Source organism: Pseudomonas schmalbachii (assembly GCF_017589465.1).
Taxonomy (GTDB): domain Bacteria; phylum Pseudomonadota; class Gammaproteobacteria; order Pseudomonadales; family Pseudomonadaceae; genus Pseudomonas; species Pseudomonas schmalbachii.
On record NZ_JAELYA010000001.1, the window covers coordinates 579,803 to 603,109 of the forward strand.

Annotated in this window: 19 protein-coding genes and 3 tRNA genes; 4 read left to right on the top strand and 18 right to left on the bottom strand. The window is 64.3% G+C overall.

The annotated features are described in order from the left end of the window. Positions 1–84: 84 nt before the first annotated feature. On the top strand, positions 85–1,599 hold the full coding sequence (locus tag JFY56_RS02395) for an FAD-dependent oxidoreductase (RefSeq protein WP_208311877.1): 1,515 nt from the start codon (positions 85–87) through the stop codon (positions 1,597–1,599). Between the two features lie 39 nt (positions 1,600–1,638). Continuing rightward, a complete protein-coding gene (locus JFY56_RS02400) occupies positions 1,639–2,511 on the top strand; it encodes a patatin-like phospholipase family protein (protein ID WP_208311878.1) in 873 nt (290 codons plus the stop codon). A 328-nt stretch (positions 2,512–2,839) separates the two neighbouring features. On the opposite strand, the gene JFY56_RS02405 is transcribed toward JFY56_RS02400, so the two are convergent. The 9 genes from JFY56_RS02405 to JFY56_RS02445 all read right to left on the bottom strand — a co-directional run bounded on the left by JFY56_RS02405 (position 2,840) and on the right by JFY56_RS02445 (position 17,156). Beyond that, a complete protein-coding gene (locus JFY56_RS02405) occupies positions 2,840–4,411 on the bottom strand; it encodes a class I adenylate-forming enzyme family protein (RefSeq protein WP_208311879.1) in 1,572 nt (523 codons plus the stop codon). Between the two features lie 288 nt (positions 4,412–4,699). Continuing rightward, on the bottom strand, positions 4,700–6,391 hold the full coding sequence (locus JFY56_RS02410) for an AMP-binding protein (protein WP_208311880.1): 1,692 nt from the start codon (positions 6,389–6,391) through the stop codon (positions 4,700–4,702). 140 nt (positions 6,392–6,531) lie between these two features. Then, positions 6,532–8,346, bottom strand: a complete 1,815-nt coding sequence (locus JFY56_RS02415) for an SDR family oxidoreductase (protein WP_236032395.1) — start codon at positions 8,344–8,346, stop codon at positions 6,532–6,534. A gap of 79 nt (positions 8,347–8,425) precedes the next feature. Further along, positions 8,426–9,565, bottom strand: coding sequence for an acyl-CoA dehydrogenase family protein (locus tag JFY56_RS02420; RefSeq protein ID WP_236032440.1), 1,140 nt, complete (start codon positions 9,563–9,565; stop codon positions 8,426–8,428). 33 nt (positions 9,566–9,598) lie between these two features. Continuing rightward, positions 9,599–10,741, bottom strand: coding sequence for an acyl-CoA dehydrogenase family protein (locus tag JFY56_RS02425; protein WP_208311882.1), 1,143 nt, complete (start codon positions 10,739–10,741; stop codon positions 9,599–9,601). A 258-nt stretch (positions 10,742–10,999) separates the two neighbouring features. After that, positions 11,000–13,660 (bottom strand): LuxR C-terminal-related transcriptional regulator, encoded by a 2,661-nt coding sequence (locus JFY56_RS02430; RefSeq protein WP_208311883.1) that lies wholly within the window; start codon positions 13,658–13,660, stop codon positions 11,000–11,002. Positions 13,661–13,891: 231 nt separating this feature from the next. After that, positions 13,892–15,244, bottom strand: a complete 1,353-nt coding sequence (locus JFY56_RS02435) for a glutamine synthetase family protein (RefSeq protein ID WP_208311884.1) — start codon at positions 15,242–15,244, stop codon at positions 13,892–13,894. Positions 15,245–15,270: 26 nt separating this feature from the next. Beyond that, the gene (locus JFY56_RS02440; protein WP_208311885.1) at positions 15,271–15,828 is read right to left on the bottom strand and encodes a helix-turn-helix domain-containing protein; all 558 of its coding nucleotides are present in this window, start codon (positions 15,826–15,828) and stop codon (positions 15,271–15,273) included. A gap of 38 nt (positions 15,829–15,866) precedes the next feature. Next, positions 15,867–17,156 carry an NAD(P)/FAD-dependent oxidoreductase gene (locus tag JFY56_RS02445; RefSeq protein ID WP_208311886.1) on the bottom strand — a complete coding sequence of 430 codons (1,290 nt, stop codon included), beginning with the start codon at positions 17,154–17,156 and terminating at the stop codon, positions 15,867–15,869. A 243-nt stretch (positions 17,157–17,399) separates the two neighbouring features. Between JFY56_RS02445 and JFY56_RS02450 the strand changes: the two genes are divergently transcribed. Further along, positions 17,400–17,912, top strand: a complete 513-nt coding sequence (locus tag JFY56_RS02450) for a hypothetical protein (RefSeq protein WP_208311887.1) — start codon at positions 17,400–17,402, stop codon at positions 17,910–17,912. Positions 17,913–17,979: 67 nt separating this feature from the next. Next, positions 17,980–18,252, top strand: coding sequence for a type II toxin-antitoxin system RelE/ParE family toxin (locus JFY56_RS02455; RefSeq protein ID WP_328824785.1), 273 nt, complete (start codon positions 17,980–17,982; stop codon positions 18,250–18,252). A 532-nt stretch (positions 18,253–18,784) separates the two neighbouring features. Here the strand turns inward: JFY56_RS02455 and JFY56_RS02460 are convergent. From JFY56_RS02460 to uvrC, 9 genes are all read right to left on the bottom strand, one after another. Continuing rightward, complete coding sequence (locus JFY56_RS02460) at positions 18,785–19,033, bottom strand: hypothetical protein (RefSeq protein ID WP_208311888.1); 249 nt, start codon at positions 19,031–19,033, stop codon at positions 18,785–18,787. Further along, positions 19,026–19,268: a hypothetical protein gene (locus JFY56_RS02465; protein WP_208311889.1), complete on the bottom strand. Its 243-nt coding sequence runs from the start codon at positions 19,266–19,268 to the stop codon at positions 19,026–19,028. The genes JFY56_RS02460 and JFY56_RS02465 overlap by 8 nt, the downstream gene beginning before the upstream one ends. Then, positions 19,265–19,549: a hypothetical protein gene (locus JFY56_RS02470; protein WP_208311890.1), complete on the bottom strand. Its 285-nt coding sequence runs from the start codon at positions 19,547–19,549 to the stop codon at positions 19,265–19,267. The genes JFY56_RS02465 and JFY56_RS02470 overlap by 4 nt, the downstream gene beginning before the upstream one ends. Continuing rightward, positions 19,546–19,863, bottom strand: a complete 318-nt coding sequence (locus JFY56_RS02475) for a hypothetical protein (protein ID WP_208311891.1) — start codon at positions 19,861–19,863, stop codon at positions 19,546–19,548. Before JFY56_RS02475 ends, JFY56_RS02470 begins: the two co-directional genes overlap by 4 nt. A gap of 525 nt (positions 19,864–20,388) precedes the next feature. Continuing rightward, positions 20,389–20,475, bottom strand: a tRNA-Leu gene (locus JFY56_RS02480). A 158-nt stretch (positions 20,476–20,633) separates the two neighbouring features. Then, positions 20,634–20,707: transfer RNA gene (locus JFY56_RS02485), tRNA-Cys, on the bottom strand. A 38-nt stretch (positions 20,708–20,745) separates the two neighbouring features. Beyond that, positions 20,746–20,821: transfer RNA gene (locus tag JFY56_RS02490), tRNA-Gly, on the bottom strand. Between the two features lie 65 nt (positions 20,822–20,886). Then, positions 20,887–21,447 (bottom strand): CDP-diacylglycerol--glycerol-3-phosphate 3-phosphatidyltransferase, encoded by a 561-nt coding sequence (gene pgsA / locus JFY56_RS02495; protein ID WP_208311892.1) that lies wholly within the window; start codon positions 21,445–21,447, stop codon positions 20,887–20,889. A 33-nt stretch (positions 21,448–21,480) separates the two neighbouring features. After that, positions 21,481–23,307, bottom strand: coding sequence for an excinuclease ABC subunit UvrC (uvrC, locus tag JFY56_RS02500; RefSeq protein ID WP_208311893.1), 1,827 nt, complete (start codon positions 23,305–23,307; stop codon positions 21,481–21,483).

Below are 23,307 nucleotides of genomic sequence, written 5' to 3' on the forward strand. Positions count from 1 at the left end.
TTCCGGGTCTGGCGTCTCCCCCCTCGCGCTCTGTGCAAAACGGTTGCAACCCAGGCGGATTTTCCGCAGCAAAGGAGTCACGCCATGGCTCACTCCGATTCCCCTCCCCCCGGCCCCGATCTGACCAGGGGTGTGCCCTTGTCCAGTGTTCCGGCCGCGGGCGTACTCGCTGGCCACGTCGAAGGCAATCCCGTTCTGCTGGTACGCATGGACGATGGCCTGCATGCGGTCAGCGGTCTCTGTACTCACTACGGTGCGCCACTGGCCGATGGCCTGGTCGTCGATGAGGAGATTCGCTGCCCGTGGCACCACGCGTGCTTCAGTCTGCGCACCGGCGCCGCCCTGCGGGCACCGGCCTTCGCGGCGCTGGCGACCTGGCGTGTGGAAGTCGTCGGCGAGACCGTGTTCGTGCGCGGCCTGGAAGCAACCCTTCAGCCGTCGCGACCAGATGCCCTCCCCAAACAGCCCGGTCGAATCCTGATCATCGGTGGCGGCGCCGCGGGGTTCGCTGCGGCCGAGCGACTGCGCGAACTGGGCTATTCCGGCGTGTTGTCGATGCTCAGCGCCGACGCGTCCGCACCTTACGACCGGCCCAATCTGTCCAAGGACTACCTGGCCGGAACCGCGCCGGAAGACTGGATTCCCCTGCAGGGTCCGGAGTTCTATGCCGATCGGCAGATCGACCTGCGCCTGGGCTGCGATGTTGCCGCGATCGATACCAATGCACGAGAGGTGCTGACCGGATCAGGCGAACGGCTGGCCTATGACGCCCTGCTCATCGCTACCGGTGCGGAACCGCGGCGGCTGCCCATCCCCGGGTTCGACCTGCCCAACGTGTTCATGCTTCGTTCGCTGGCCGATGCCCGGTCGATCATCGGCGCGAGCCAGGGCGCAAAGTCGGTGGCCCTGGTCGGCGCCGGTTTCATCGGCATGGAGGCCGCGGCAGCGCTGCGGGCACGCGGGCTCCAGGTGCATGTGGTGGCGCCCGAGGATGTGCCGCTGGAGCGCGTGCTGGGTCCGGAAGTGGGCGGCTTCATCACCAGCCTGCACCAGGAACAGGGAGTGGTGTTCCACCTTCGCTCGGTGGCCAAGGGCTTCGATGGCAAGTCGCTCACACTGGCTGACGGCACCCGGATCGCTGCAGACCTGCTGATCGTCGGCGCAGGTGTCGCACCGCGCACGGAGCTCGCAGCCACGGCCGGAATGGAGGTGCAGGACGGCATCCTCGTCAATCCCCGCCTGCAGACCTCGGTTGCCGGCCACTTCGCCGCCGGTGATGTCGCGCGCTATCGGTACGGCGCGGACCTGATCCGGGTCGAGCACTGGGTTCATGCGCAGCGGCAGGGCCAGGCTGCCGCGGCCAATATGCTGGGCGTCGGGCAGGCGTTCACGGATGTGCCGTTTTTCTGGACGCACCACTACGGACTGGATCTTCGCTACACCGGATATGCGCACGGCTGGGATGAAGTCCGCATCGACGGTACGTTGGCGAAGCGGGACTTCACGGCGCGCTACTTTCGCGCGGGAACACTCGTCGCGGCGGCCTCGGTCGGGCGTGATCTGGAGAACCTGGCCATCGAGGCGACGCTGCAGGGCTGATTGCGCCCCTGCGGCGGCGACCAGTCCGGGGCTGTTTGCATGATTCAGGATGAAGCCCGGAAAACCGCCTTCGTGCTGGCCGGCGGCGGCAGTCTCGGCGCGGTGCAGGTCGGCATGCTCAAGACGCTGACCCGGGCGCACATCACTCCCGATCTGATCGTCGGTGCCTCAGTGGGGGCTATCAATGGCGCCTATTATGCCGCTGCCCCCGACGCAAGCGGCATCGCGCTCCTCGAACGCATCTGGCTGGGGTTGCGCCGCCCCGATATCTTCCCGCTCTCGGTATTCGGCACAGCCCTGGGGCTGCTTGGCCGGCGCGATCACCTCGCGCTCCCCGGACACTTGCGCACGCTCATCGAATCGCAACTCCCCTACCGGCGCCTGGAGGATGCGTCAGTACCCTGTCACATCGTCGCCACTGACATACTCGACGGCACGGAGGTCATCCTGTCCACGGGTGACGCCACGGCGGCGCTGCTTGCCAGTACGGCCATTCCAGCCGTGTTTCCAGCGGTGACCATCGCGGACCGGCCGTTGATGGACGGCGGGATCACCAGCAATACCCCGATTTCCGCGGCGGTTGCCCTCGGGGCCACCCGGGTGCTGATCCTGCCGACCGGAACGCCGTGCGTCTTGAAGGCCCCGCCACGGGGTGCGCTGGCCGTCGCGATGCACGCGCTCAACCTGCTGGCCATGCGGCAGTTGCTGGCGGACGTCGATCGCTTCGCGGAACGGTGCGAACTGCTCGTCGTCCCGCCGCTGTGCCCGCTGGCCGTCAACTCCTACGACTTCTCGCACACCGCCGAACTCATCCGCCGGGCGGAGGCCGTTACCGAGCGCTGGCTGAAGGGCGACATGCAGGACAGGGACCCCCGTTGGACTCTGGCTCCGCATCGCCATCGTGCGGACTGAGCCGAGGAGCAAAGCCGTCCATGGGACTTGTGACGTACGTTCGGCAACGGGTCGAATTCCTGTAGGAGCGAGCTCTGCTCGCGAATATCCGCCCCGCAAAAGCTTCGCGAGCAGAGCTCGCTCCTACAAAAGCGGCAAGACAGTTGCTCCTACGGGCTGCAATGCCCACCGTAGGTTGGCGCTGAGCAACGCGAAGCCCAACATCGCCATCGTTGGGCTTCACTGCGTTCAGCACCAACCTACGCGGGTTCTGGCCCAGCCACGTAATTACGTAGGATGCAGGACAGTTGCTCCCGCAACGGCTCCCCTCACCTCGACGGTATCGTCCCTACGAAACCCGCCGCCCCGCATCCTTCCAGTACTTCTCCCGCACGCTGCGCCGCAGCACCTTGCCCACCGCGCTGACCGGCAGCTCATCGACGAACACCAGCGACTTGGGCGCCTTGAAGCGGCCCAGGCGGTTCTTGACGTGTTCGATCAACCCCTCGCTGGAAAGCCGGGCGCCGTCCTTCAGCACCACCTCGGCGTGCACCGCCTCGCCCCATTCCGCGTGCGGGATGCCGACCACGGCGGATATCGCCACGTCCGGGTGGGCGTTGAGCGCGGCCTCCACCTCGACCGCGTAGACGTTGAATCCGCCGGTGATGATCATGTCCTTCTTGCGGTCGACGATGAACAGGAAGCCCTGCTCGTCCACATAGCCGAGATCGCCAGACTTCCAGAAGCCCTCGCTGAACTCCGTCGCGGTCGCCTCCGGGTTGCCGTGGTAGCCGGAGATGGTCGCCCGGCTGCGCAGCCAGAGTTCCCCGGTGGCGCCGGCCGCCACTTCCCTGCCCTGCTCGTCGACGATGAGCAGCTCGACACCCGGCGCAACGCGCCCCGCCGAGGCCAGGCGGCCGTCCTCGCTGGCCGTCAGGTGATCGGCCTTGCCGAGGGTGGCGACCGCCTGCAGGCATTCGGTGGCGCCGTAGATCTGCAGGAAGATATTGCCGAAGCGCTGCTGCAGCCGCGCCAGCTTGGCCGGGCTCATCGGTGCGGCGCCGTAGTAGACGCTGCGCAGGCTGGACAGGTCGTGATCGTCGGCCTGCGGCAGGTCGAGAAGGCGGTAGAGCAGCGTCGGCACCAGCGAACCGACGGTGATGCGTTCGTCCTCGACATGGCGGCACCACTGCACGAGATCGGGAGCGTTCTGGGTCACCGTGCAGCCGCCACGGAACAGCGTGGCCAGCACGCTCAATCCGGAGCCATGGCTGATCGGCGCCATGTGCAGCAGGCGCGTGCGCTCATCGAAAGCCTGTTCGGCTTCGGCATAGAAGGCATCGCGGCAGGCCAGCCAGTTGTCCAGGGTGTACTGCGCGCACTTGCTCTTGCCGGTGGTGCCGCCGGTGAAGCGGTAGATGAGGATGTCCGCGTACGGATCACTTTCCACGCCGGGGTCGTGGTCGCCAATGCCTTCCAGCAGGCTATCGAAGCCGACCAATCCATCGCATGGCTGCTCCGGCGGGTCCATGCACACCACGGTTATGCCGCGCGCATGCAGCCCGTCGAAATAGCGGTCGAGCAATGCGTTTTCGAGGAACACAACTTTCGGCCGGATGTGATCGACCTGGGCGAAATGTTCGTCCACCGAATCGCGAAAGTTGGTGAAGGCCGCCGCCGCTTCACCCTTCAGCGCGGTCCAGGTGTGCAGCAGCGACAGGTTGTCGTTTTCCAGGATGCACAGGTACACGTCGCCACGCCGCAGTTGCAGGCGCTCGCGCATCATGTTGACGATGCGGTTGGTGAGCCGGTGCAGCTCGCGGAAGCTGTAGCGCCTGCCACGTTCGATATTGACCAGCGCCTCGCGGTTTCCATGACGGATGGCGAGTTGGGCGAAGGTGCGGGCAAAGTTCATTTTCATCCTGAAGCCTCGTTGTTCTTGTTGTTGAGCCACAGGGAGTTTTGCGCGGATGGTTTTGCAGCGGCATCCCCTTCAAACGAGGGGGCTGGGCAAGAATTCCGGCTAACTTTTTGGCGGGTTTCACCCGCCCTACGGCGTCAAAAAAGGCCGATGGCAATCGTTCCCGCGCTCCTGCGTGGGAATGCAGCCCTCGACGCTCCCGCGTCGAACGGGACGCGGAGCGTCCCCGGATGGGTCCCCACGCGGGAGCGTGGGAACCATGGGGTTGCTCGCTGGGGTCAGCGCGATTTACTCGAAGATCACCCGCCGCCGACTGGCGACCCAGGCTTCGCCGCGCTGGTGGTAGCGCTCCTCGATGACGCTGCGGCGAATCTTCAGGGTCGGAGTCAGCAGGCCGTTGTCGATGCTCCAGGGTTCCTGCATCACCACCAGGCAATCCAGCTGCTCATGCGCCTCGAACCTCGCGTTGACCTCGTCCAGCAGGATCTCCAGTTCCGTCATCACGGCGTCCTTCCGCTCGCCACAGGTCAGCGCCTGGCGGGTGTCCGCCGACACGTTGAGCAGTGCGATGGGCTGCGGCATGCCGACGCCCACCACGCAGGCCGCCTCGACCAGATTGTGGTTGCCGAGCCGGGCCTCGATGGGGACGGGCGCGACGTATTTGCCCTTGGCCGTCTTGAACAGGTCCTTGACCCGCCCGGTGATGCGCAGGCGCCCCTGCTCGTCGACCTCGCCGCGGTCGCCGGTATGGAACAGGCCGTCCTCGGTGTAGCACTCGGCGGTAAGCGCGGGCTCCTTGTAATAGCCCATCATCTGGCACGGGCTGCGCACCAGGATTTCGCCATCCGCCGCGATGCGGCAGCGCACGCCGGGAATCGGCGCGCCGACGTAGCCGATGCGTACGTCGCCATACAGGCTGAAGTGCGAAACGCCGAAGTTCTCCGACATCCCGTAGCCTTCGAGCAGTTCCAGGCCCAGTTCCCGGTACCAGTTGTGCACGGCGGACGGCAACGGCGCCGAACCCGACAGCCCCGTGTGGCACTGGTCGAGGCCGAGTGCGCCGAGGATCTGTGCGCGCATCGCCGGCGCCTTTTCCGGGTCGGCGAAGGCGGCGGCCTGGACTTCCGCTGGAATGCGCTCGTTGATGCCGTGGAAGAACTTGCCCCACAGGCGCGGCACCGACATGAAGATGGTCGGCCTGGCACGGCGCAGGTCGTCGCTGAAGGTCTGCAGGCTTTCGTTGAAGAACACCCGGCAGCCGCTGTACAGCGATACCGCCTCGACCACCGCGCGCTCCGCCGTGTGCGCCAGCGGCAGGTAGGACAGCAGGCGGTCCGAAGTGCTGGTGCCGCGACGCTTGTCGTACATCACCTGGGAGACGTCCGGGCCGGCGTACATGCCGCCGAAACTGTGCATCACGCCCTTGGGACGACCGGTGCTGCCGGAGGTGTAGATGATGGTGGCGAGCGCCTCGGGAGACGGCAGCGCCACCTCTGCCAGCGGCTGCGCCTGCGCGACGATCTGCTGCCAGGTCGGACCTTCGCCACGCGCCGAGCGCGGCAGATCGATCAGCGGCAGCGCGGCAGGCACGGCGCCGGAAACCTTGTCCCAACCGACGCGTCCGCCATCCAGGCGGCCGACGAACATGAGCCGCACATCCGCATGCCCGATCACATAGCCCACGGTATCGGCGTTGGCGCTGGTATAGATCGGCACGCTGACATGCCCGGCCATCCAGATGGCGAGGTCGGCGATGATCCAGTGCGCGCTGTTGCCGGCGAAGATGCCGATGGACGATTGCGCCGGCAGCTCCAGCGTCGCCAGGTGCGCCGCCATGCGCCGCGCCTGGTCGCCGACCTCGCGCCAGCTGTAGTCGATCACGCTGCCATCGGGACAGGGCTCGGTCAGGTAGATCGCATCGGGGGTGGTGCTTTCCCAATGCAGGAATTTGTGCAGTAGCGTCTGCTTGTTGTTGTTCATTGAACGGTCCTACTGTCTCGAATTTCCAGGTCACGGGAGCATGGGCATTCCATGATGCTCCTATCCGCATCGAGGACCGCTCCCGGACAACAGCAGCGGCCACCGGGAACTCGGCTCCCGGTGGCGCGTTGCTACGGCTCTCAGGCGGGAACGCTGTCGAAGATCTCGACGGAGCCGCCCTTGAGCACCACCACGTCACGCTCGACGGCGCGGGTCTCGAACACCACGCGGTTCGGCGATTCGCGCCACATGCGGGTTTCCAGGGTGTCGCCCGGCATCACGATGGCGGCGAAACGCACGCGGATGTTCTTGAACAGGCGCGAGTCGTTGTTGCAGAACGCCTTGATCACATGGCGACCGGCGTAGCCGAAGGTGCACAGGCCATGCAGGAACGGCTTCTCGTAGCCGGCCTTCTGCGCGTAATCCGGATCGACGTGCATCGGATTCCAGTCGCCGCACAGGCGATACAGCAGGGCCTGGTTGACGTCGGTCTTCTCGGCGATCACCGCGTCGGGCTCGCGATCCGGCAGCGGCACGGCCGGTACGCTCGGAACGCGCTTCAGGCCGGCGCCCGGGGTGCCGGTGTAGAAGCTGGTGAACTCGTTGTAGTAGAGCGGTACGTCGTTCTCGTCGGTGGTGTGGATTTCCAGCACGCTGACCGAGCTCTTGCCCTTGTCCAGGGCTTCCTTGAGACGCATGGTGTGCTTCAGCCTGGCCTTCGGCGGCAGCGGACAGTACATCTCGGTGTACTGCTCGCCGTGCAGGCCCTTGGCGAACGGCAGCTCCAGGCCCTCCAGGGTCGGCTTGCCGGAGAGGATGGCCTTGAGGAACACCTGGGTCGCCGGCAGCACGGCCATGGTCGGCAGCACGCGGAACTCTTCGCCCTTGAACTCGTTGATGTACAGCAGCTCGGTGCGGTCCAGCGGGTCCTTGGCGGCGCCCACGGCCAGCGCGTAGAGCGCGGCGTCGGTCTGGTCGTATTCGGTCTCCAGGGTAGCGACGGCATTGGCGGCCACTTCCATGTCGACGTACTGGTTACCGCCGATGGCGTTGCCGGCCATGCGCTCGAACAGCTCCGTGAAGCTCTCGCCGCCATTGGCCGGATGCACGCTCTTCTCGTCGAAGCGGGTGATGCGCTCCCAGTTCTCGCGCACCAGTTCCGGGCTCAGCGAGTCGGTGTGCAGGAAGCGGCCATACGAGCGCTCCCAGCGATACTTGGCGTGGAAACCGCCACCCACTTCGAACAGGCCGCCGGTGTCCTGGCAGTCCTCGTGGCACAGCCAGCCGACCAGCGGGGCGACGTCCTCGACCTTCAGCTTGGCATGCAGCTCTTCGGGGAAGATGCCGCTGGCGATCACCATGCGCGAGGCGGCAATCGGGGCGATGGTGTTGACGCGGATGTTCTTCGCCGCACCCTCGATGGCCAGGGAGTTGGCGAAACCGATCAGGCCGGACTTGGCGGTGGAGTAGTTGCACTGGCCGAAGTTGCCGAAGATGCCGGCGCCGGAGGCGGTCATCACGATGCGGCCGTAGCCCTTGTCGCGCATGATCGGCCATACGGCGTGGGTCAGTCGGAAGGCGCCCTTGACGTGGACTTCCTGGATCAGGTCCCACTGCTCCTCGGTCATCTTGTGGAACGAGGTATCGCGCAGGATGCCGGCGTTGTTGATCAGGATGTCCACGGTGCCGAAGGCTTCCAGCGCGGTGGCGACGATCTTCTCGCCCTCGGTGACCGAGTGGTAGTCGGCGACGGCTTCGCCGCCCATAGCCTTGATTTCGGCGACCACGGCGTCGGCCGCGGCGGACGAGGTGCCGACACCTGCGGTGGTGACACCCAGGTCATTGACCACGACCCTGGCGCCGCGGGAGGCCAGCAGCAGTGCATGGGCGCGACCGAGGCCATTGCCGGCGCCGGTGACGATGGCGACTTTTCCGTCGAAACGAAGTTCAGACATGATTTCTTTCCTCTTGGGATTTCTTGCTGGCGCGCAGCCGGTGAATGCACGCAGGCGCGCGGATGACGAAGCCCGTGCCTCAGATGGTCCGGGAAATGATTTCCTTCATGATTTCGTTGGTGCCGCCCCAGATGCGGTTGCCGCGCGTATCCAGGTACAGGCGGGCAATCGGGTACTCGGTCATGTAGCCGTTGCCGCCGTGCAACTGCAGGCACTCGTCGACCACCCGGCTGCTCAGTTCGGCGGTCCAGCACTTCGCCACCGCCGCTGCTTCCGCGGTCAGTTCGCCGCGCAGGCACAGCTCGATGCAGCTGTCGATCCACGAGCGGCCGATCTGCAGCTCCACCTTCATCTGCGCGAGCTTGAAGCGCGAGTTCTGGAAGTCGAACACCGGCTTGCCGAACACGCTGCGACCCTTGGTGTACTCCACGGTGTGCTGGAAGGCGGCCTCGGCCTGCATCTGGAAGCCGACGGCGCCGATCAGGCGTTCCCAGGCCAGGTCGTGCATGAGCTGGTAGAAGCCCTTGCCCTCTTCCCCGCCGAGCAGGTTGCTGGCCGGCACGCGCACGTTGTCGAAGAACAGCATGCTGGTGTCCTGCGCATGCAGGCCGACCTTTTCCAGCGGCTGCGACTTGCTGAAGCCCTCGCGGCCGGCCTCGACGATGATCAGCGAGATATCGCCGGCCTTGCCGCTGCTGCCGGTCTTGCACACCACCACGGCGATGTCGCACTGGGTGCCGTTGGAGATGAAGGTCTTGGCGCCATTGATGACGTACTCGTCGCCCTCGCGGACGGCGCGGGTACGCACCGCCTGGAGGTCGGAGCCGGTGTTCGGCTCGGTCATGGCGATGGAGCCGATGGCCTCGCCGGCGCACATCTTCGGCAGCCAGTACTGTTTCTGCTCCTCGCTGCCGTAGTTGAGGATGTAGCCGGCGACCAGCCCGTGCACGCCGAAGCCGATCAGGCCGGAGGCGCCGGAGCCCATGAATTCCTCGCCGACGATCACGTCGAACAGGCGCGTGGCACCCGGACCGCCGTATTCCTCGGGAATCGACGGCAGCAGCATCCCCAGCTCGCCGGCACGCTGCCAGACTTCGCGGGGAATGCGCTTCTCCTTCTCCCACCGGGCGTGGAACGGAGCGACTTCCTCCTCCACGAAGCGCTTCGCCATCCGGCGGAACTCCTCGTGCTCGGAGCTGAACAGGGTGCGTGGAATCAGGTGTTCCATAGCGGGTCTCTCTCCACGGCCAGGTCAGATGGTGCGCGCGACCAGTTCTTTCATGATGTCGTTGGCACCGCCGTAGATGCGGGTAACGCGATGGTCGATGTAGTGGCGGGCGATGGGGTATTCGAGCATGTAGCCGTTGCCGCCATGCAGCTGCACGCCCTCGTCGACAACGCGGGAGTACAGGTTGGAGCAGTACAGCTTGGCCGCGGCCGCAGCCTCGGAGCTCAGCTCGTGGCGCAGGCACAGCTCCATGCAGCGGTCGACGTAGTTCTGGGCGACGGCCAGCTCGATCTTCAGTTCAGCCAGCTTGAAGCGCGAGTTCTGGAAATCGAAGATCGGCTTGCCGAACACGGTGCGGCCCTTGGTGTATTCGACGGTGTGTTCGAACGCGGCCTGGGCGCCGGTGACGCTGCTCACGGCGATGGACAGGCGCTCCCACGCCAGTTCCTTCATCAGCTGGTAGAAGCCCTGCCCCGGCACGCCGCCGAGCACGTTCTCCTTCGGTACGCGGACGTCCTCGAAGAACAGCATGGTGGTGTCCTGGGCATGCATGCCGACCTTCTTCAGCGGCTTGGACTTGACCACGCCGGGGCGGTCGGCCTCGACCAGGATCAGGGAGATGTCCTGCGAGCCCTTGCCGGTGCTGCCGGTCTTGACCACGGCGACGATGATGTCGCAGTTGGTGCCGTTGGAGATGAAGGTCTTGGCGCCGTTGATGACGTACTCGTCACCGTCCAGCACGGCGCGGGTCTTCACCGCCTGCAGGTCGGAACCGGTGTTCGGCTCGGTCATCGCCACCGCGCCGATGGCTTCGCCAGCGGCCATCTTCGGCAGCCAGGCGAGCTTCTGTTCGTGGGTGGCGAAGTTGTTCAGGTAGCCGGCGACGATGTCGTGCACGCCGAAGCCGTTCAGGCCGGTGGCGCAGGCGCGGGCGATTTCCTCGCTGGCGATCATCGAGAAGCGACGATCCAGGCCCATGCCGCCGTATTCTTCCGGGGTGGTGGCATTGAGCAGGCCCAGCTCGCCGGCACGCTTCCACACGGCGCGCGGCACCAGGTGATCCTCTTCCCACTGCTCATGGAAGGGCATCACTTCTTCGGTCATGAAGCGCCGCGCGGTGTTGCGGAATTCTTCGTGCTCGTGATCAAACAGGGTGCGCGGAATCATGGGTAAGTCTCCTCGATGCGGTTCTTGTTGCCGGATGTGATGCCAGCGTTGTTTGAACCCACGATAGGACTCCCCCCCGGCCGCTTGTACCCCCATCACCCCCCCTCACGGTGAGGGGGCCATGATTGACGGGCGCTCAGATGTAGGGCGGGTGCAACCCGCCAGCCAATCGCGATTGCGGTGAGATTGGCGGGTTTCACCCGCCCTACCGGGTACGGGTGCCCTGGCGTAGGGCGGGTGCAACCCGCCACATGCGGCTCAGCGAATCAACCCATGCTTGCGCGCCCACGACATTGCGTCGTAGCGGCTGGATACGCCGAGCTTGGCGTAGATGTTCTTCAGGTTCCATTTCACCGTTTCCAGCGAAATGTTCAGCGCCAGGGCGATGCGCTTGTTGGACATGGCCTGGCTCACCAGCTGGATGATCGCGATTTCCCGTGGCGACAGGGAGGCATGGTCGCCATCGTCGCTGCGCTTGACGCGCGCCAGCAGATCGTCGAGGTAACCGGCCACCGGCGATTGCGCCGGAACCTTGCCGACATACGCCGTCATCAGCTTGCAGAGCAGGTTCCCCTCGTCGATGAAGGTCCGCACCAGGCCGAGTTCGCGGCCGCGCTCCAGCGCCTCGCCGAGCAGCGCCTGGGAGTTGCCCTGCCGGCGCAACTGGCTCTCGGCGATGGCCATCAGCAGGGTTGCGGTGACATCCAGCTGGGCACGCTGGTGCTCGCGGGCGAACTCGCGAACCAGGCGCAACTGTTCGAGCGATTCCTCATGGCTGTTGCCGGCCTGCAGCACGCGGGCGCGGGTCAGCGCCGCCAGCATCGGAATCTCCGCCAGGAAACCGCGAGCGTCCTGGTATTCCCGCCCCAGCTCCACAAGGCGTTCGACGCGGTCCCCGATATCGCCGGCCTTTCCCTCGGCGAGCAGGATGCGCACCTGTTCCGCCAGGCAGTGGGCCAGCGCACGACTCAGGCCGATATTGCGGAAGTGCCGCTCCTGGCGTTCGAGAAACGCCAGCGTGGCATCCGGCGATTCCTGCAGCAGATCGAGCCGGGCCCGGCACAGCGTGGCGCGCATCATGGTGTCGGGCATCGCCCATTGCAGCAGGCCGACGCGATTGGCGAGGACTTCGCGGGCCTCGTCGATGCGGTCCGTCTCGCAATAGACCTCGGCCATCGACGCGGCAGCCAGGTAGGCGCTGATCGAACGATGGCCATGGGCCGCGACCGAGCGCGCGAGCAGGTCCGAACCGAAGCGTTCGGCCTCGACTACCCGGCCTGCATGCAGATAGCTCTGGGTCCGCGCGCCTTCGGCGACCAGCGCCATTTCGTCGTCGCGGTCGACATCCGGTATGACCAGCTCGTCCAGGCAGCGCAGCGCATCGGCATGCCTGCCCGCCGCGGAATAGGCAATCGCCAGCATCGCCGAGGGGCCGTAGCGCATCACCGAATAGTCGTCGGCCAGCGGGTGGATGTCGCCCTCCAGCAACTCGATGATCCTTTCGGAATCGTCGCGCTGGATGGCAATGGCAGCCTGCACGGTGCGCAGGCGCAGGGAGTCCTCGGGGTCCTGGCCGCCGCCGCTGCGCAGGTAGGCCTCCAGCCAGGACTCGGCCTTGGCCGGGCGCGCGGTCAGCACGTAGGCCAGGCAGCCGATGAAAAACAGCCGCGGCCGCGAGAACAGCACGTCCTGCGGCAGGCGGTCGAGCAGGCGCAGCAACGGCCCGACCTGGTCCAGCCCCCAGGTGACGGGAGCCGAACGTTCGATCAGTTCGGCAGCGAACTCCAGGTCGCCGCCCAGGGTGGCGTGGCGCACGGCCTCCGCCAGCAGCTTGCGCTCGGCGAGCCAGCGCGAGGCGCGCCGGTGCAGTTCGGCGACACCGACGATGTCGCGGCGTTCGAGGCGCGTGGCGAGGAATTCGCTGAACAGCGGATGGAAGCGATACCAGGGCTGCCGGTCGTCGGCCTCGACGCGGAAGATCAGCAGGTTTTCCTCCTCCAGCCGTTGCAGCAACTGCGCGGCCTGGTCGTTGGCGGTCACTGCCGCCGCCAGCGATGCATTGAAGCGCCGGCAGACGCTCACCTTCTCCATGAACGCCGCCAGCTCCTCCGGCAGGTGGGCGATCACGTCCTCGGCGAGGTAGGTCTGCAAGTCGTCGGATCGCCAGCCCAGGTCGCGCAGCGATTTGCGCGCCTCGGGCCGGCCGCGCAGCAGCAGGACGATCAACTGCAGGCTGGCCGGCCAGCCGCTGGTCAGGTCATGGATCAGGTGCACCTCTTCCGCGGTCAACTTCAGCGCGGACAGATTCAGGTCGAGAAAGGCGCGGGTTTCCGCCAGGTCGAACGGCAGACCGGCGCAGTCCAGCTCCACCACCTGCCCCATCAGGCGCAGGCGGCTGACACTGAGCGGCGGCACGGAACGGGAAGCGATGAGGAAATGCAGGTTCGCCGGCCCGTGGTCGAGCAGCTTCTGCATGAAGCGGTGCGCGCGCGGGTCGGTCACGTACTGATAGTCGTCGAGGATGAGGTACAGCTCCTTGTCGACCGCCGCGGCCCCTTCGACGATGGCCGCCACCATGCTGTCGACCGACTCGCCGCTGGCGCCCTCCATCGGAATATCGTTTTCCAGCGGCACGCCCAGGCGCTGCAGCGCGGCCAGCAGATAGGCGAAGAACGAGCCCAGATGCTTGTCTTCGACGCTCAGCGACAGCCAGGCAATCTCCGAGCGCTCCTTCATCATCGCCTGGCGCCATTGCATCAGCAGCGTGGTCTTGCCGAAACCGGGGCTGCCGACGACCAGCCCGACGCTGCAATGCTCCATGCGCTTCAGCTCGTCGAGCAGCCTCTGGCGGGAGATGGATTGCGCGCTGATTCGCGGCGGCGCGAACTTGGTGGTTACGAGAAGCTTGTCGGAAAGCATTGCAGAGCGGTTCTCCGGTTTGTACGACTCGCCTGGCGGCGAAACCCAGGATTCGATGGCCGGCCCTGCCCTGGGAACTCCCGAAGGCGCGGCAAGCCCGCGCGCCGCCCGCAAATGATGCGCCGACCCGGCCGAAACGACCCCCCCTCATTCCGGGGAGAGGTCAGATGCGTCTTTTTACATTAGCCGCGAAAAACGCTATCCACCCTCTTCCTGCGCTGCCTCTGCCAGTCAGAGATACCAGCGATACTCCCGCGCGCTCACCTCGTTCATGAAGTCCAGGTACTCCTGCCGCTTGTTCTCGCAGTAGACCATCACGAATTCGCTGCCCAGGCCCTCGTTCACCGCCGGGTGGCTGGCCATGGCGGCGACGGCGGTGAGCATGTCCCGGGGGAAGTCGATGCCGCTGGAGCGATCCTCGTTGAGCGGGGCGATGGGTTCGCGGGCGGCGTCGAGGCCGTGCTCCATGCCGGTGAGGATGGCCGCCAGCACCAGGTACGGGTTGGCGTCGGCGCCGGCCAGGCGGTGTTCGATGCGCAGGTTGCGGCCGTCGGACTCGGGAATGCGGATGCACGCGTCGCGGTCTTCGAAGCCCCAGCTGGCGCGGGTGGCGGCGTTGACCATGGCGCCGTAGCGGCGGAAGGCGTTGTGGTTGGCGGCGAAGATCGGCATGCAGTGCGGCAGCAGGTCCAGGCAGCCGGCCACGGCGTGGCGCAGCGGACGCTGGTCGTTGGCCGCCAGCAGGTTGTTGCCGTCCCTGTCATAGAGGCTGACGTGCACGTGCATGCCGCTGCCCGGCGCCTGCAGGTAGGGCTTGCTCATGAAGCTGGCGCGGTGGCCGTGCTTCAGCGCCACGCCGCGGGTGCTGCGGCAGAACAGTGCGGCCCAGTCGGCGGCCCTGAGGCCGTCGTCGCAGTGGCCGAAGTTGATCTCGAACTGGCCCGGGCCGAGTTCGGCGGTAATGACGTTGGCGGCCACGCCCTGCTCCACCGCCGCATCGACCATTTCGTGAAGCACCGGGGAGAAGCGCGAGAGGCGCTCGATATGCATGTTCGGCTGGTCGTCCTCGTCATCGCACAGCGGGTCGCGGGGGAACTGCGGCAGCCCGGCCTGCAGCTTGCGGTCGAACAGGTAGAACTCCAGCTCGAAGGCCACCACCGGACGGATACCGCGCTTCTCCAGGCGCTGCAGCACGCGGGCCAGCACTTCGCGGGGTTCGAACTCGATGGGCGCCTCGGTGCCGTCGGAGGTGATGAGCATCTGGCCCAGCGGCTCGCGTTCCCAGCGCACTGGCTTGAGGGTGCCCGGCACCAGGCGGCGCGGCGCATCCGGATCGCCGTCGGCGAAGCAGTAGTCGCCGATGGGATAGAGCCCGCCCTGGGTGCCCAGCAGCACGCAGTTCTGCGGCACTTTCAGCGGGCTGCCGGCGGCCACTTTTTCCAGCATGTCGATGGGATAGCGCTTGCCGTAGAAGTGCCCGGGGATGTCGAGGCAGATCAGGTCGACATAGCAGATTTCCGGGTACTGGGCGCGGAAGGCGCGCACTTCGCTGAGCAGGTCGGGAGTATGGCTGGTCGTTGTCATCGTTCTTGTCCTGCGAATCGTGGTTCTCAGGTGAAAACCCACAAGACTCGCGTCGGTTTGTCGGAAAGATTGGCGTAGCGGAACTGTGCGTGGGGCGGCAGCTGGAAGCTGTCGTTGGCCGCGAGGGTGACCGGCTCGGCGTCGTCGCCATACCAGACGGTCAGCTCGCCTTCGAGGACGAAGCCGCCCTGCTCCGAGCTGTCGTCAAGATGGCCTTCGCCACTGGTGGCGCCGGGCGCGAGGTGGCTTTCCAGCATGGAAAAGCCGCCGGACATGGTCGGCGAGGCCAGCACGTCGGTGACGCCGCCGGCGTAATAGAGGGTGCGGCGCTCGTCGGGGCGGGTCACCCAGGCAACATCCCGGGGCTTGCTCAGGCTGTAGAAGTAGGTGGTGGGCACGCCCAGCGCCTCGCTGATGGCGGTGAGATCGGCCACGGTGGGGCGCGAAAGGCCCCGTTCCACCTGGGAGAGGAAACCCACCGAGCGGTCGATGCGCCCGGCCAGGTCGCCCAGGGTCACGTTCTTGTGCTTGCGCAGGTCGCGGATGAGGATCGCGAGGCCTTCGATTTCGTCTTGCTGGTTCATGGGCGCTCCTCCGGCTGCCGGGTTCGAAAGACGTGGCCTCAGATCACGTCGCGCAACCGGTAGTAGGCCTTGCCGGCCGCTTCCAGCGGCGCAGCCAGCAGCGAGCCGCCGGGGAAGCGCGGATTGCCGATGGCCTGGTAGAGATCGAGCAGGTCGTCGTTGCCGAGAATGGCGTCGCTCACCGCCTTGGCTCCGGCCAGGGTCGGCAGAATCCCGTGCCCGGAGAAGCCCTGCAGCCAGTAGCGCGAGCCTTCGCGGCCGATGTCCGGGGTGCGCTTCATGCTGACGTCGATATGGCCGCCCCAGCCGAACTCGATCTCCACGCCCCTGAGCTGCGGGAAGACCCGCTCCAGGTAAGGCCGGGTGGCCGCCGGCACGTCCTTGGGCAGACCGCCCAGGTAGGTGCAGCCGCCGCCGAACAACAGGCGGTGGTCGGGGGTCAGGCGGAAGTAGTCAGGCACGAACTGGTTGTCGATCACGCAGCTGTTCTTCGGCAGCAGCGAGCGCGCCAGTTCCGGCTCCAGCGGCGCGGTGGCGACCTGGTACGAGCCCACCGGCAGCAGACGGCTGGAAAGCCCGCGGTCCAGGCGGTCGACATAGGCGTTGCAGGCCATCACCAGGACGCTGCCGCGCACTTCGCCCCGGGCGGTACGGGCCACGTAGCCGTTCGGCATCTCGCGGTATTCCAGCACCTGGCTCTGCTCGTAGATGCGCCCACCACGGGCCTCGATGGCAGCCGCCAGCCCCTGGGCCAGCTTCAGCGGATTGAGATGGGCGGCTTCCGGGTCATAGAGCGCAGCCTGGTAACGCGGGCTGTCGATCCACTCCGGCAACTCGTCGCGGCCGATCAGGCGCATCCTGTCGTAGCCCCACTTCTGGACGGCATCGTGCTGCGCCTCTTCCAGCAGTTTCACGCGGCGTTCCATCACGGCGGTCCACAGGCTGCCGACGCGGTAGTCCACGTCGAAACCATGGCGGCCCGGCAGCTCGCGCATCTCGTCGGCGGCCCAGCGCATGCTGTCCCACAGGCGGCGGGTGCGTTCCAGTCCCAGCGCCCTTTCCAGCGGCGGCATGTCGCAGGACCAGCCCAGCAGCGCCTGCCCGCCATTGCGCCCGGAGGCAGCCCAGGCCACGCGGCTGGCTTCCAGCAGGGTCACACGCTTGCCCGCCTCGGCCAGGCGCAGGCCGGTGTGCAGGCCGCTGAAGCCGGCGCCGATGATCAGCACATCGGTCTCCTCGCTGCCCGCCTGGATCGGACGCAGGGGAATGGCGCCGGGCCAGGTGTGGGCGTAGTAGGTACCGACATGCTGGGCGGACTGCTTGAACATGGGAGGCCTCGTGAAATTTTATTTTGTGAATTTCATGAAAATATAAACATAAAAATTCACAAAGCCAAGATCCGTGTTTGAAATTCAGAACAGGGAGGATTGGCGAATGGCTGGAGGCGGCAACGTGAGCCAGTTGTGCGGATGCGTTCAGGATTTTGGGTTGCGTGCTGGTACCTGAATTCCTATGCCACTCTCGATCAGTGATGGCAGAATGATGCGACTTTTCAGACAAGGAGGTCGCTAATGCGCGCCATTCCCCTCACTGTGCTCGCACTCATTGCCGCAGCATCCATCAGCGGCTGCTCCACCCGTGTTGCTGACCTGACAGTCGCCAGCAGCAAGAATTTCAACATGCACTCGTCCGGCCTTGAAACCGGACGTCGCGTCGTAGGCAGTAACAGCGTCCCCGTCATCCTCTTCCCCCTCGGCCAGCCGAACCTCAAAGAAGCGATAGATCGAGCGGTCGAAAAGGATAAGTGCGCCGTCGGCCTTTCCGATGTGGTGATCTATCAGGAGGTCTTCTCCGTCCTCGTCGGATATGTCGCCGTGAACGTCGAGGGCAACCTGGTCATCGACCATGAGCAGCCAGGCTGTGGTGGTGTCGCGTCGCAAGGTTATCGCCAGCCATACAGCCAGGCCGTCCAGGCGCCATCTACTTCCTACAGGGCACAGCAACAGCAGCTTGAGCAACTCAGCCGTGAAAGCTTGAGCTACGAGGAATACCAGCGTCGCTACCAGCAGATCATGAGCCAATAACACCAAGCCCCGCCACCGAGCGGGGCTTTTCGTTTCTGCTCCAGGCACACTCGGCAGACATCGTCTAGTGCGCAGATGGATTCACTACCCGATCGATGAGAGGCTTATAGGGAGTTCCATTGCCAACCCCGAGGCTGGATACCTGATCCAAAGCTCAGGTGGGCTACGAAAGATCAGGCTCGCGGCAACAGGACACGGGAAGCGAGGCGGCGCCCGGATCATCTATTACCACTTCGTATCTGCCCCACAAATTGCATTCCTGCTGGCCTATCCAAAGGGTGAGCAGGAAGACCTGACCAGCGACCAGAAAAAAGTGATGCGCCAGGTTGTCGAGAAATAGAGGTAACCATGGGCAAGCATCTCTTCGACGAACTACTGGAAAGCGTTACGCAGATGGACGAGATCGTACGCGGCGAGCACCATCCATAACGACCCTGTACACGTCCTGGCTGCGCTGAGTGACGGGCCCGCAGAAAGATGATCTGAATGGATTCTGATGACCCGGCCTTGTGCCGGGTTTTCTTTGGTCGAGTGCGTGAATCACAGGATGCGCGCCAAAGATGAGCTCGAGCGGAAATGGGCGGCCGGCAAGATCGATGCTCAAAAAGACCAAGGGGCCTCTAGGCGTTTATCGGTTTCAAACCGGAAACCTTCGGCGGGATGATCCAAATTTGGACCGCGGACTGCTTCCGTCTGAAATGTTTAGTTTACAAGGCCCGGACACTCATGCCGAGATGCTCCACCATCAGCAATCGGCAGCCGGTCCAATTTACCGAAGACTACCGGGAGTTCCTCACGGGAAACGAATTCAACTCTAGCCCGAGCAAGCAGCCCTCTCCCCGTTAAATGACGGGGAGAGGGCTAGTCATGGGTTATTCCTCGGATGCCTTGGTGATGCGGCTCGTCAACTCCTCGCGATTGCAATCAAGGCAGTTGTGCCAATCGTCGATGTTGTAGATCGCCAGACTGACCAGCATCGCATAATGCTCCAACAACCCTTCCTGCTTCAGCCGGTCCCGCAGGACATGGAGAGTGCTGCGCAGCCAATTCAATTGCTCCATGGCACATGCAACCTGGAAAACGCCATCCTCGGCAATCTTCTGCATTTCAGCCTTACTCATGCGGCACCTCCAGCAAGTCCATGAGTTTGCAGAAGTCATCGAAGATGGATTGCGAAAGATATATCTGCGCCTGCATCAGAGAACCGGCACGGCGGTTGTCGAGATATGGCCCATCCTGACTACTATCCATCGCAGCGTTGTCGAGGGTGATCTCGGCCAGAACGACAGCAGTGTCGAGCTTCATTTCAAGTTCGCCTGCCAACGCCTTGGCCTTTGAATTTTCCTCCCGACTCATGGCTGTACCTCCTCAGCGCCTCGTTTCGACACGAGGCCAGAAGAGCAAGCATCAATCATCGCCTTTGCCATCTCGATCTGATTCCGCACGATGTACAGGGTGTTTTGAGAAATTCCCATATCGTGTCCGGCCTGCTCCCTGAGTAGTTCCAATACCTCAGCGAGGCGGCAGGAGCCTAGCTCAAGCAAATCGTAAATCGGCAAGCCGGCACGAACTGCCAGTGCATACTGCTGATCGCAAGAGAGGTCCTCAAATAGCGATTCACGGGAAAGTGCGCTCATTGCCGTCCCCCTTGTACCTCAACCGACTCAGGGATCGAGCGTGAAACGGAAGCGGTAATGGCTGCAGCGGCCTCGGCACAAAACGACAGCGCAACCAATTCGTCCATATACACGAGCTCACCCTCATTGACAGCGTCCGCCAGGCGCCGCGCAAAAAGCCGTACGCCTTCGGAAAGGCTAGAGGCGACCTCAAGTGAGGCCTTTACCTCGCATTCGCCTTCTGTCGTAAGCAAGTGCTCCCCGCCTGGCAACATAAGAAAAGCGCAGGTGCTGGTGGTGGTCATACCTACTTTCAGTTCAACACGAGCATTCATTTCATACCTCCAACATTCACAGTTTCGAGGGCGCGGATGCGCCGCATGTGAGCGTTGTAGCGAGCAAGTCGGGGCGCAAGGTAGCTAGGTGAAATGCTGCACGAGTGCGAGATGAATTGGGGATAAGTATTCGACGCGCGATCCTGGCATCGCTTCCTATACAGCGGTCTGAATTACCGCACCCCGATGCCAACCAAAGAGGAATGCTGAGATAGAGGAAGTGCACGCAAAACTCGAAAGCATTTCGATGATGCCTGGGAGGCGAACGGCATTCCGAAGTCAGCCTTCCAGTTCCGCGATTTGCGGGCCGAGGCAAGAGCGGACAAGGCTGAATTGAGCGGGGACATACTGCAGGTTCGCGACCAGTTTGGTCATCCTGCAGTCGTGAGTACGGAGCAGCACATCAGGGAGAGAAAAGGCAAGTTGCTGACGACAGCCAAGTGAATTGCGGAACAAGACTGGAATTGCGGAACAAAACTTATGACTTGGAGCAGCCGCCAGGCACTCCAGGTCATTGATTTCAAATGGTGCCCGAAGCCGGACTCGAACCGGCATGCCCTTGCGGGCGAGAGATTTTAAGTCTCCTGCGTCTACCGATTTCGCCATTCGGGCGGTAGCGCTATACAGCGTGGTGCGGAGCCTCGCGTGCCTTGTGGCGGCGTGGCAAGGGCAGGAATATATACACGCCCTACCCTGTCTGCAAGCTTGCTGGCAAGTTGCGATTACCCAAAGAAAAAGCCCTGTAGATCATCGATCTACAGGGCTTTTATTGGAGGCTGAGGTCGGAATCGAACCGGCGTTCACGGATTTGCAATCCGGTGCATAACCACTCTGCTACTCAGCCTTTAAAACGAACGGGCCGTATTACGACCCGTCTTGATTTGGAGCGGGAAACGAGACTCGAACTCGCGACCCCGACCTTGGCAAGGTCGTGCTCTACCAACTGAGCTATTCCCGCGTCGTGTTGACGGGCGCCATTTTATCGATTGCTGGAGCCCTGTCAACTCTTTGATTCAAAAAAACTTATTTCTCTTTTGGGGTGGTGCTCAGGTGCGGCCAGGCAGCCAGCAGGTAATGCAGCATGGACCACAGGGTGAGCGTCGCGGCGATGATCAGCAGCACATAACCGAGCACGACCCAGAAGTTGAACACCGGCGGATTCGCCAGAAGGATCACCAGGGCGACCATCTGCGCGGCCGTCTTCCATTTGCCCAGGTTGGAAACCGCGACGTGGGCACGCGCGCCCAGCTCGGCCATCCATTCGCGCAGGGCGGATACCACGATCTCGCGGCCGATGATGATGATCGCCGGCAGCGTCAGCCAGAGGTTGCTGTGCGCCTCCACCAGCAGGACCAGGGCCACCGCCACCATCAGCTTGTCCGCCACCGGGTCGAGGAACGCGCCGAACGGCGTGCTCTGTCCCAGCTTGCGCGCCAGGTAGCCGTCGAGCCAGTCGGTAGCGCAGGCCAGGGCGAATACGGCGCTGGCTGCCAGATAACTTCCGGTGAACGGTAGATAGAACAGCAGGATGAAGATGGGAATGAGCAGAACGCGAAGCAGAGTGAGCAGGTTCGGAATATTCATCGGGTGTCTGGTCTACAAGTTGAACGGGCAATTCTACTCGCTGTGCAGAGCGGCATAAATCTGCTCGGCCAGCTTTTTGCTGATGCCTGGTGCCTTGGCGATTTCGTCGATGCTGGCACGCGACAACTCCTGCAAGCCGCCGAAATGCTTTAGCAGATCACGACGGCGCTTCGGCCCGACGCCGGACACCTCTTCCAGCGTCGACGTGCGCCGCGCCTTGCCGCGCCGGGCGCGGTGGCCGGTAATGGCAAAGCGGTGCGCCTCGTCGCGGATCTGCTGGATCAGGTGCAGGGCCGGCGAATCCGCGGGCAGGGTGAATTCATTCTCGGCATCGTTCAGGTAGAGGGTTTCCAGGCCCGGTTTGCGGGTCGCCCCCTTGGCCACGCCAAGCAGGATCAGTCCGGCCACCGCGAGTTCCTGAAGCACGTCCTGAGCCATCGCCAGCTGCCCCTTGCCACCGTCGACCAGAAGGATGTCCGGCATCTTGCCCTCGCCTTCCTTCAGGCGGCTGAAGCGCCGGGTCAGTGCCTGGTGCATGGCAGCATAGTCGTCGCCAGCGGTTACACCTTCGATATTGAAGCGGCGGTAGTCGGATTTCAGCGCCCCTTCCGGTCCGAACACCACGCAGGAGGCCACGGTCGCTTCGCCGCTGGAGTGGCTGATATCGAAACATTCCAGGCGCTGCGGCGGTTCGGCCAGGTCGAGCGCCTCGGCCAGCGCCTCGAAGCGTGCCGCGACGTGCTGACGATTCGCCAGACGCGCAGCCAGCGCCTGCTCGGCGTTGGTCACCGCCAGTTGCTGCCAGCGCGCCCGAGTGCCGCGCACGCGGTGGCTGATCTCCAGTTCGCGGCCGCGCGATTCGGCGATTGCCGACACCAGCACCGGGAAATCTTCATGCACGGCATTGACGATCAGTTCGTTGGGCAACTCGCGCTCGTGGTGGCTGAGGTAGTACTGGCCGAGGAACGCCAGCATGACTTCACCCACTTCCTCCTCGATGGCGACCTGCGGGAAGAAGTTCTTGCTGCCCAGCACTCGTCCGCCGCGCACGCTGATCAGGTGCACGCAGGCTCCGCCCGGGTTGACCACGGCGGCGATCACATCCACGTCGCCGCTGCCGCCCTCCATGCTCTGCTGATCCTGCACGCGGCGCAGGATGGATATCTGGTCGCGCAGCACGGCGGCCTTCTCGAAGTCCAAGCGCATGGCGGCCTGCTCCATGCCGGCGGTCAATTCCTCGGCCAGCGCATTGCTGCGCCCTTCGAGGAACATCGTCGAATGGCGCACATCCTCGGCATATTCCTCGGGACTCACGAAGCCCACGCACGGCCCCTTGCAGCGCTTGATCTGGTATTGCAGGCACGGCCGGGTGCGGTTGCGGAAGTAGCTGTCCTCGCACTGCCGGACGAAGAACGCCTTCTGCAGCAGGTTGAGGCTCTCGCGAATTGCACCTGCGCTGGGATAGGGCCCGAAGTAGCGCCCCTTCTGCTTCTTCGCGCCGCGATGGATGGTCAGTCGCGGGTACTCGTCCTCGCTGGAGAGGAACACGTAGGGATACGACTTGTCGTCGCGCAGGAGGATGTTGTACGGCGGCCGCCACTCCTTGATCAGCGTCTGTTCGAGCAGCAGCGCCTCGGTTTCGTTGGCGGTGATGGTGGTCTCGACCTGGGCGATCCTCGCCACCAGGGCGGCGGTCTTCGGCGCCAGGCCGGTCTTGCGGAAGTAGCTGGCGAGGCGCTTCTTGAGGTTCTTCGCCTTGCCCACGTAGAGCAGCCTGGTGTCCGCATCGAACATGCGGTAGACACCCGGCCGCCCGCTGCAGGTGGCCAGGAAGGCAGACGAGTCGAACCCCGCGCTCAT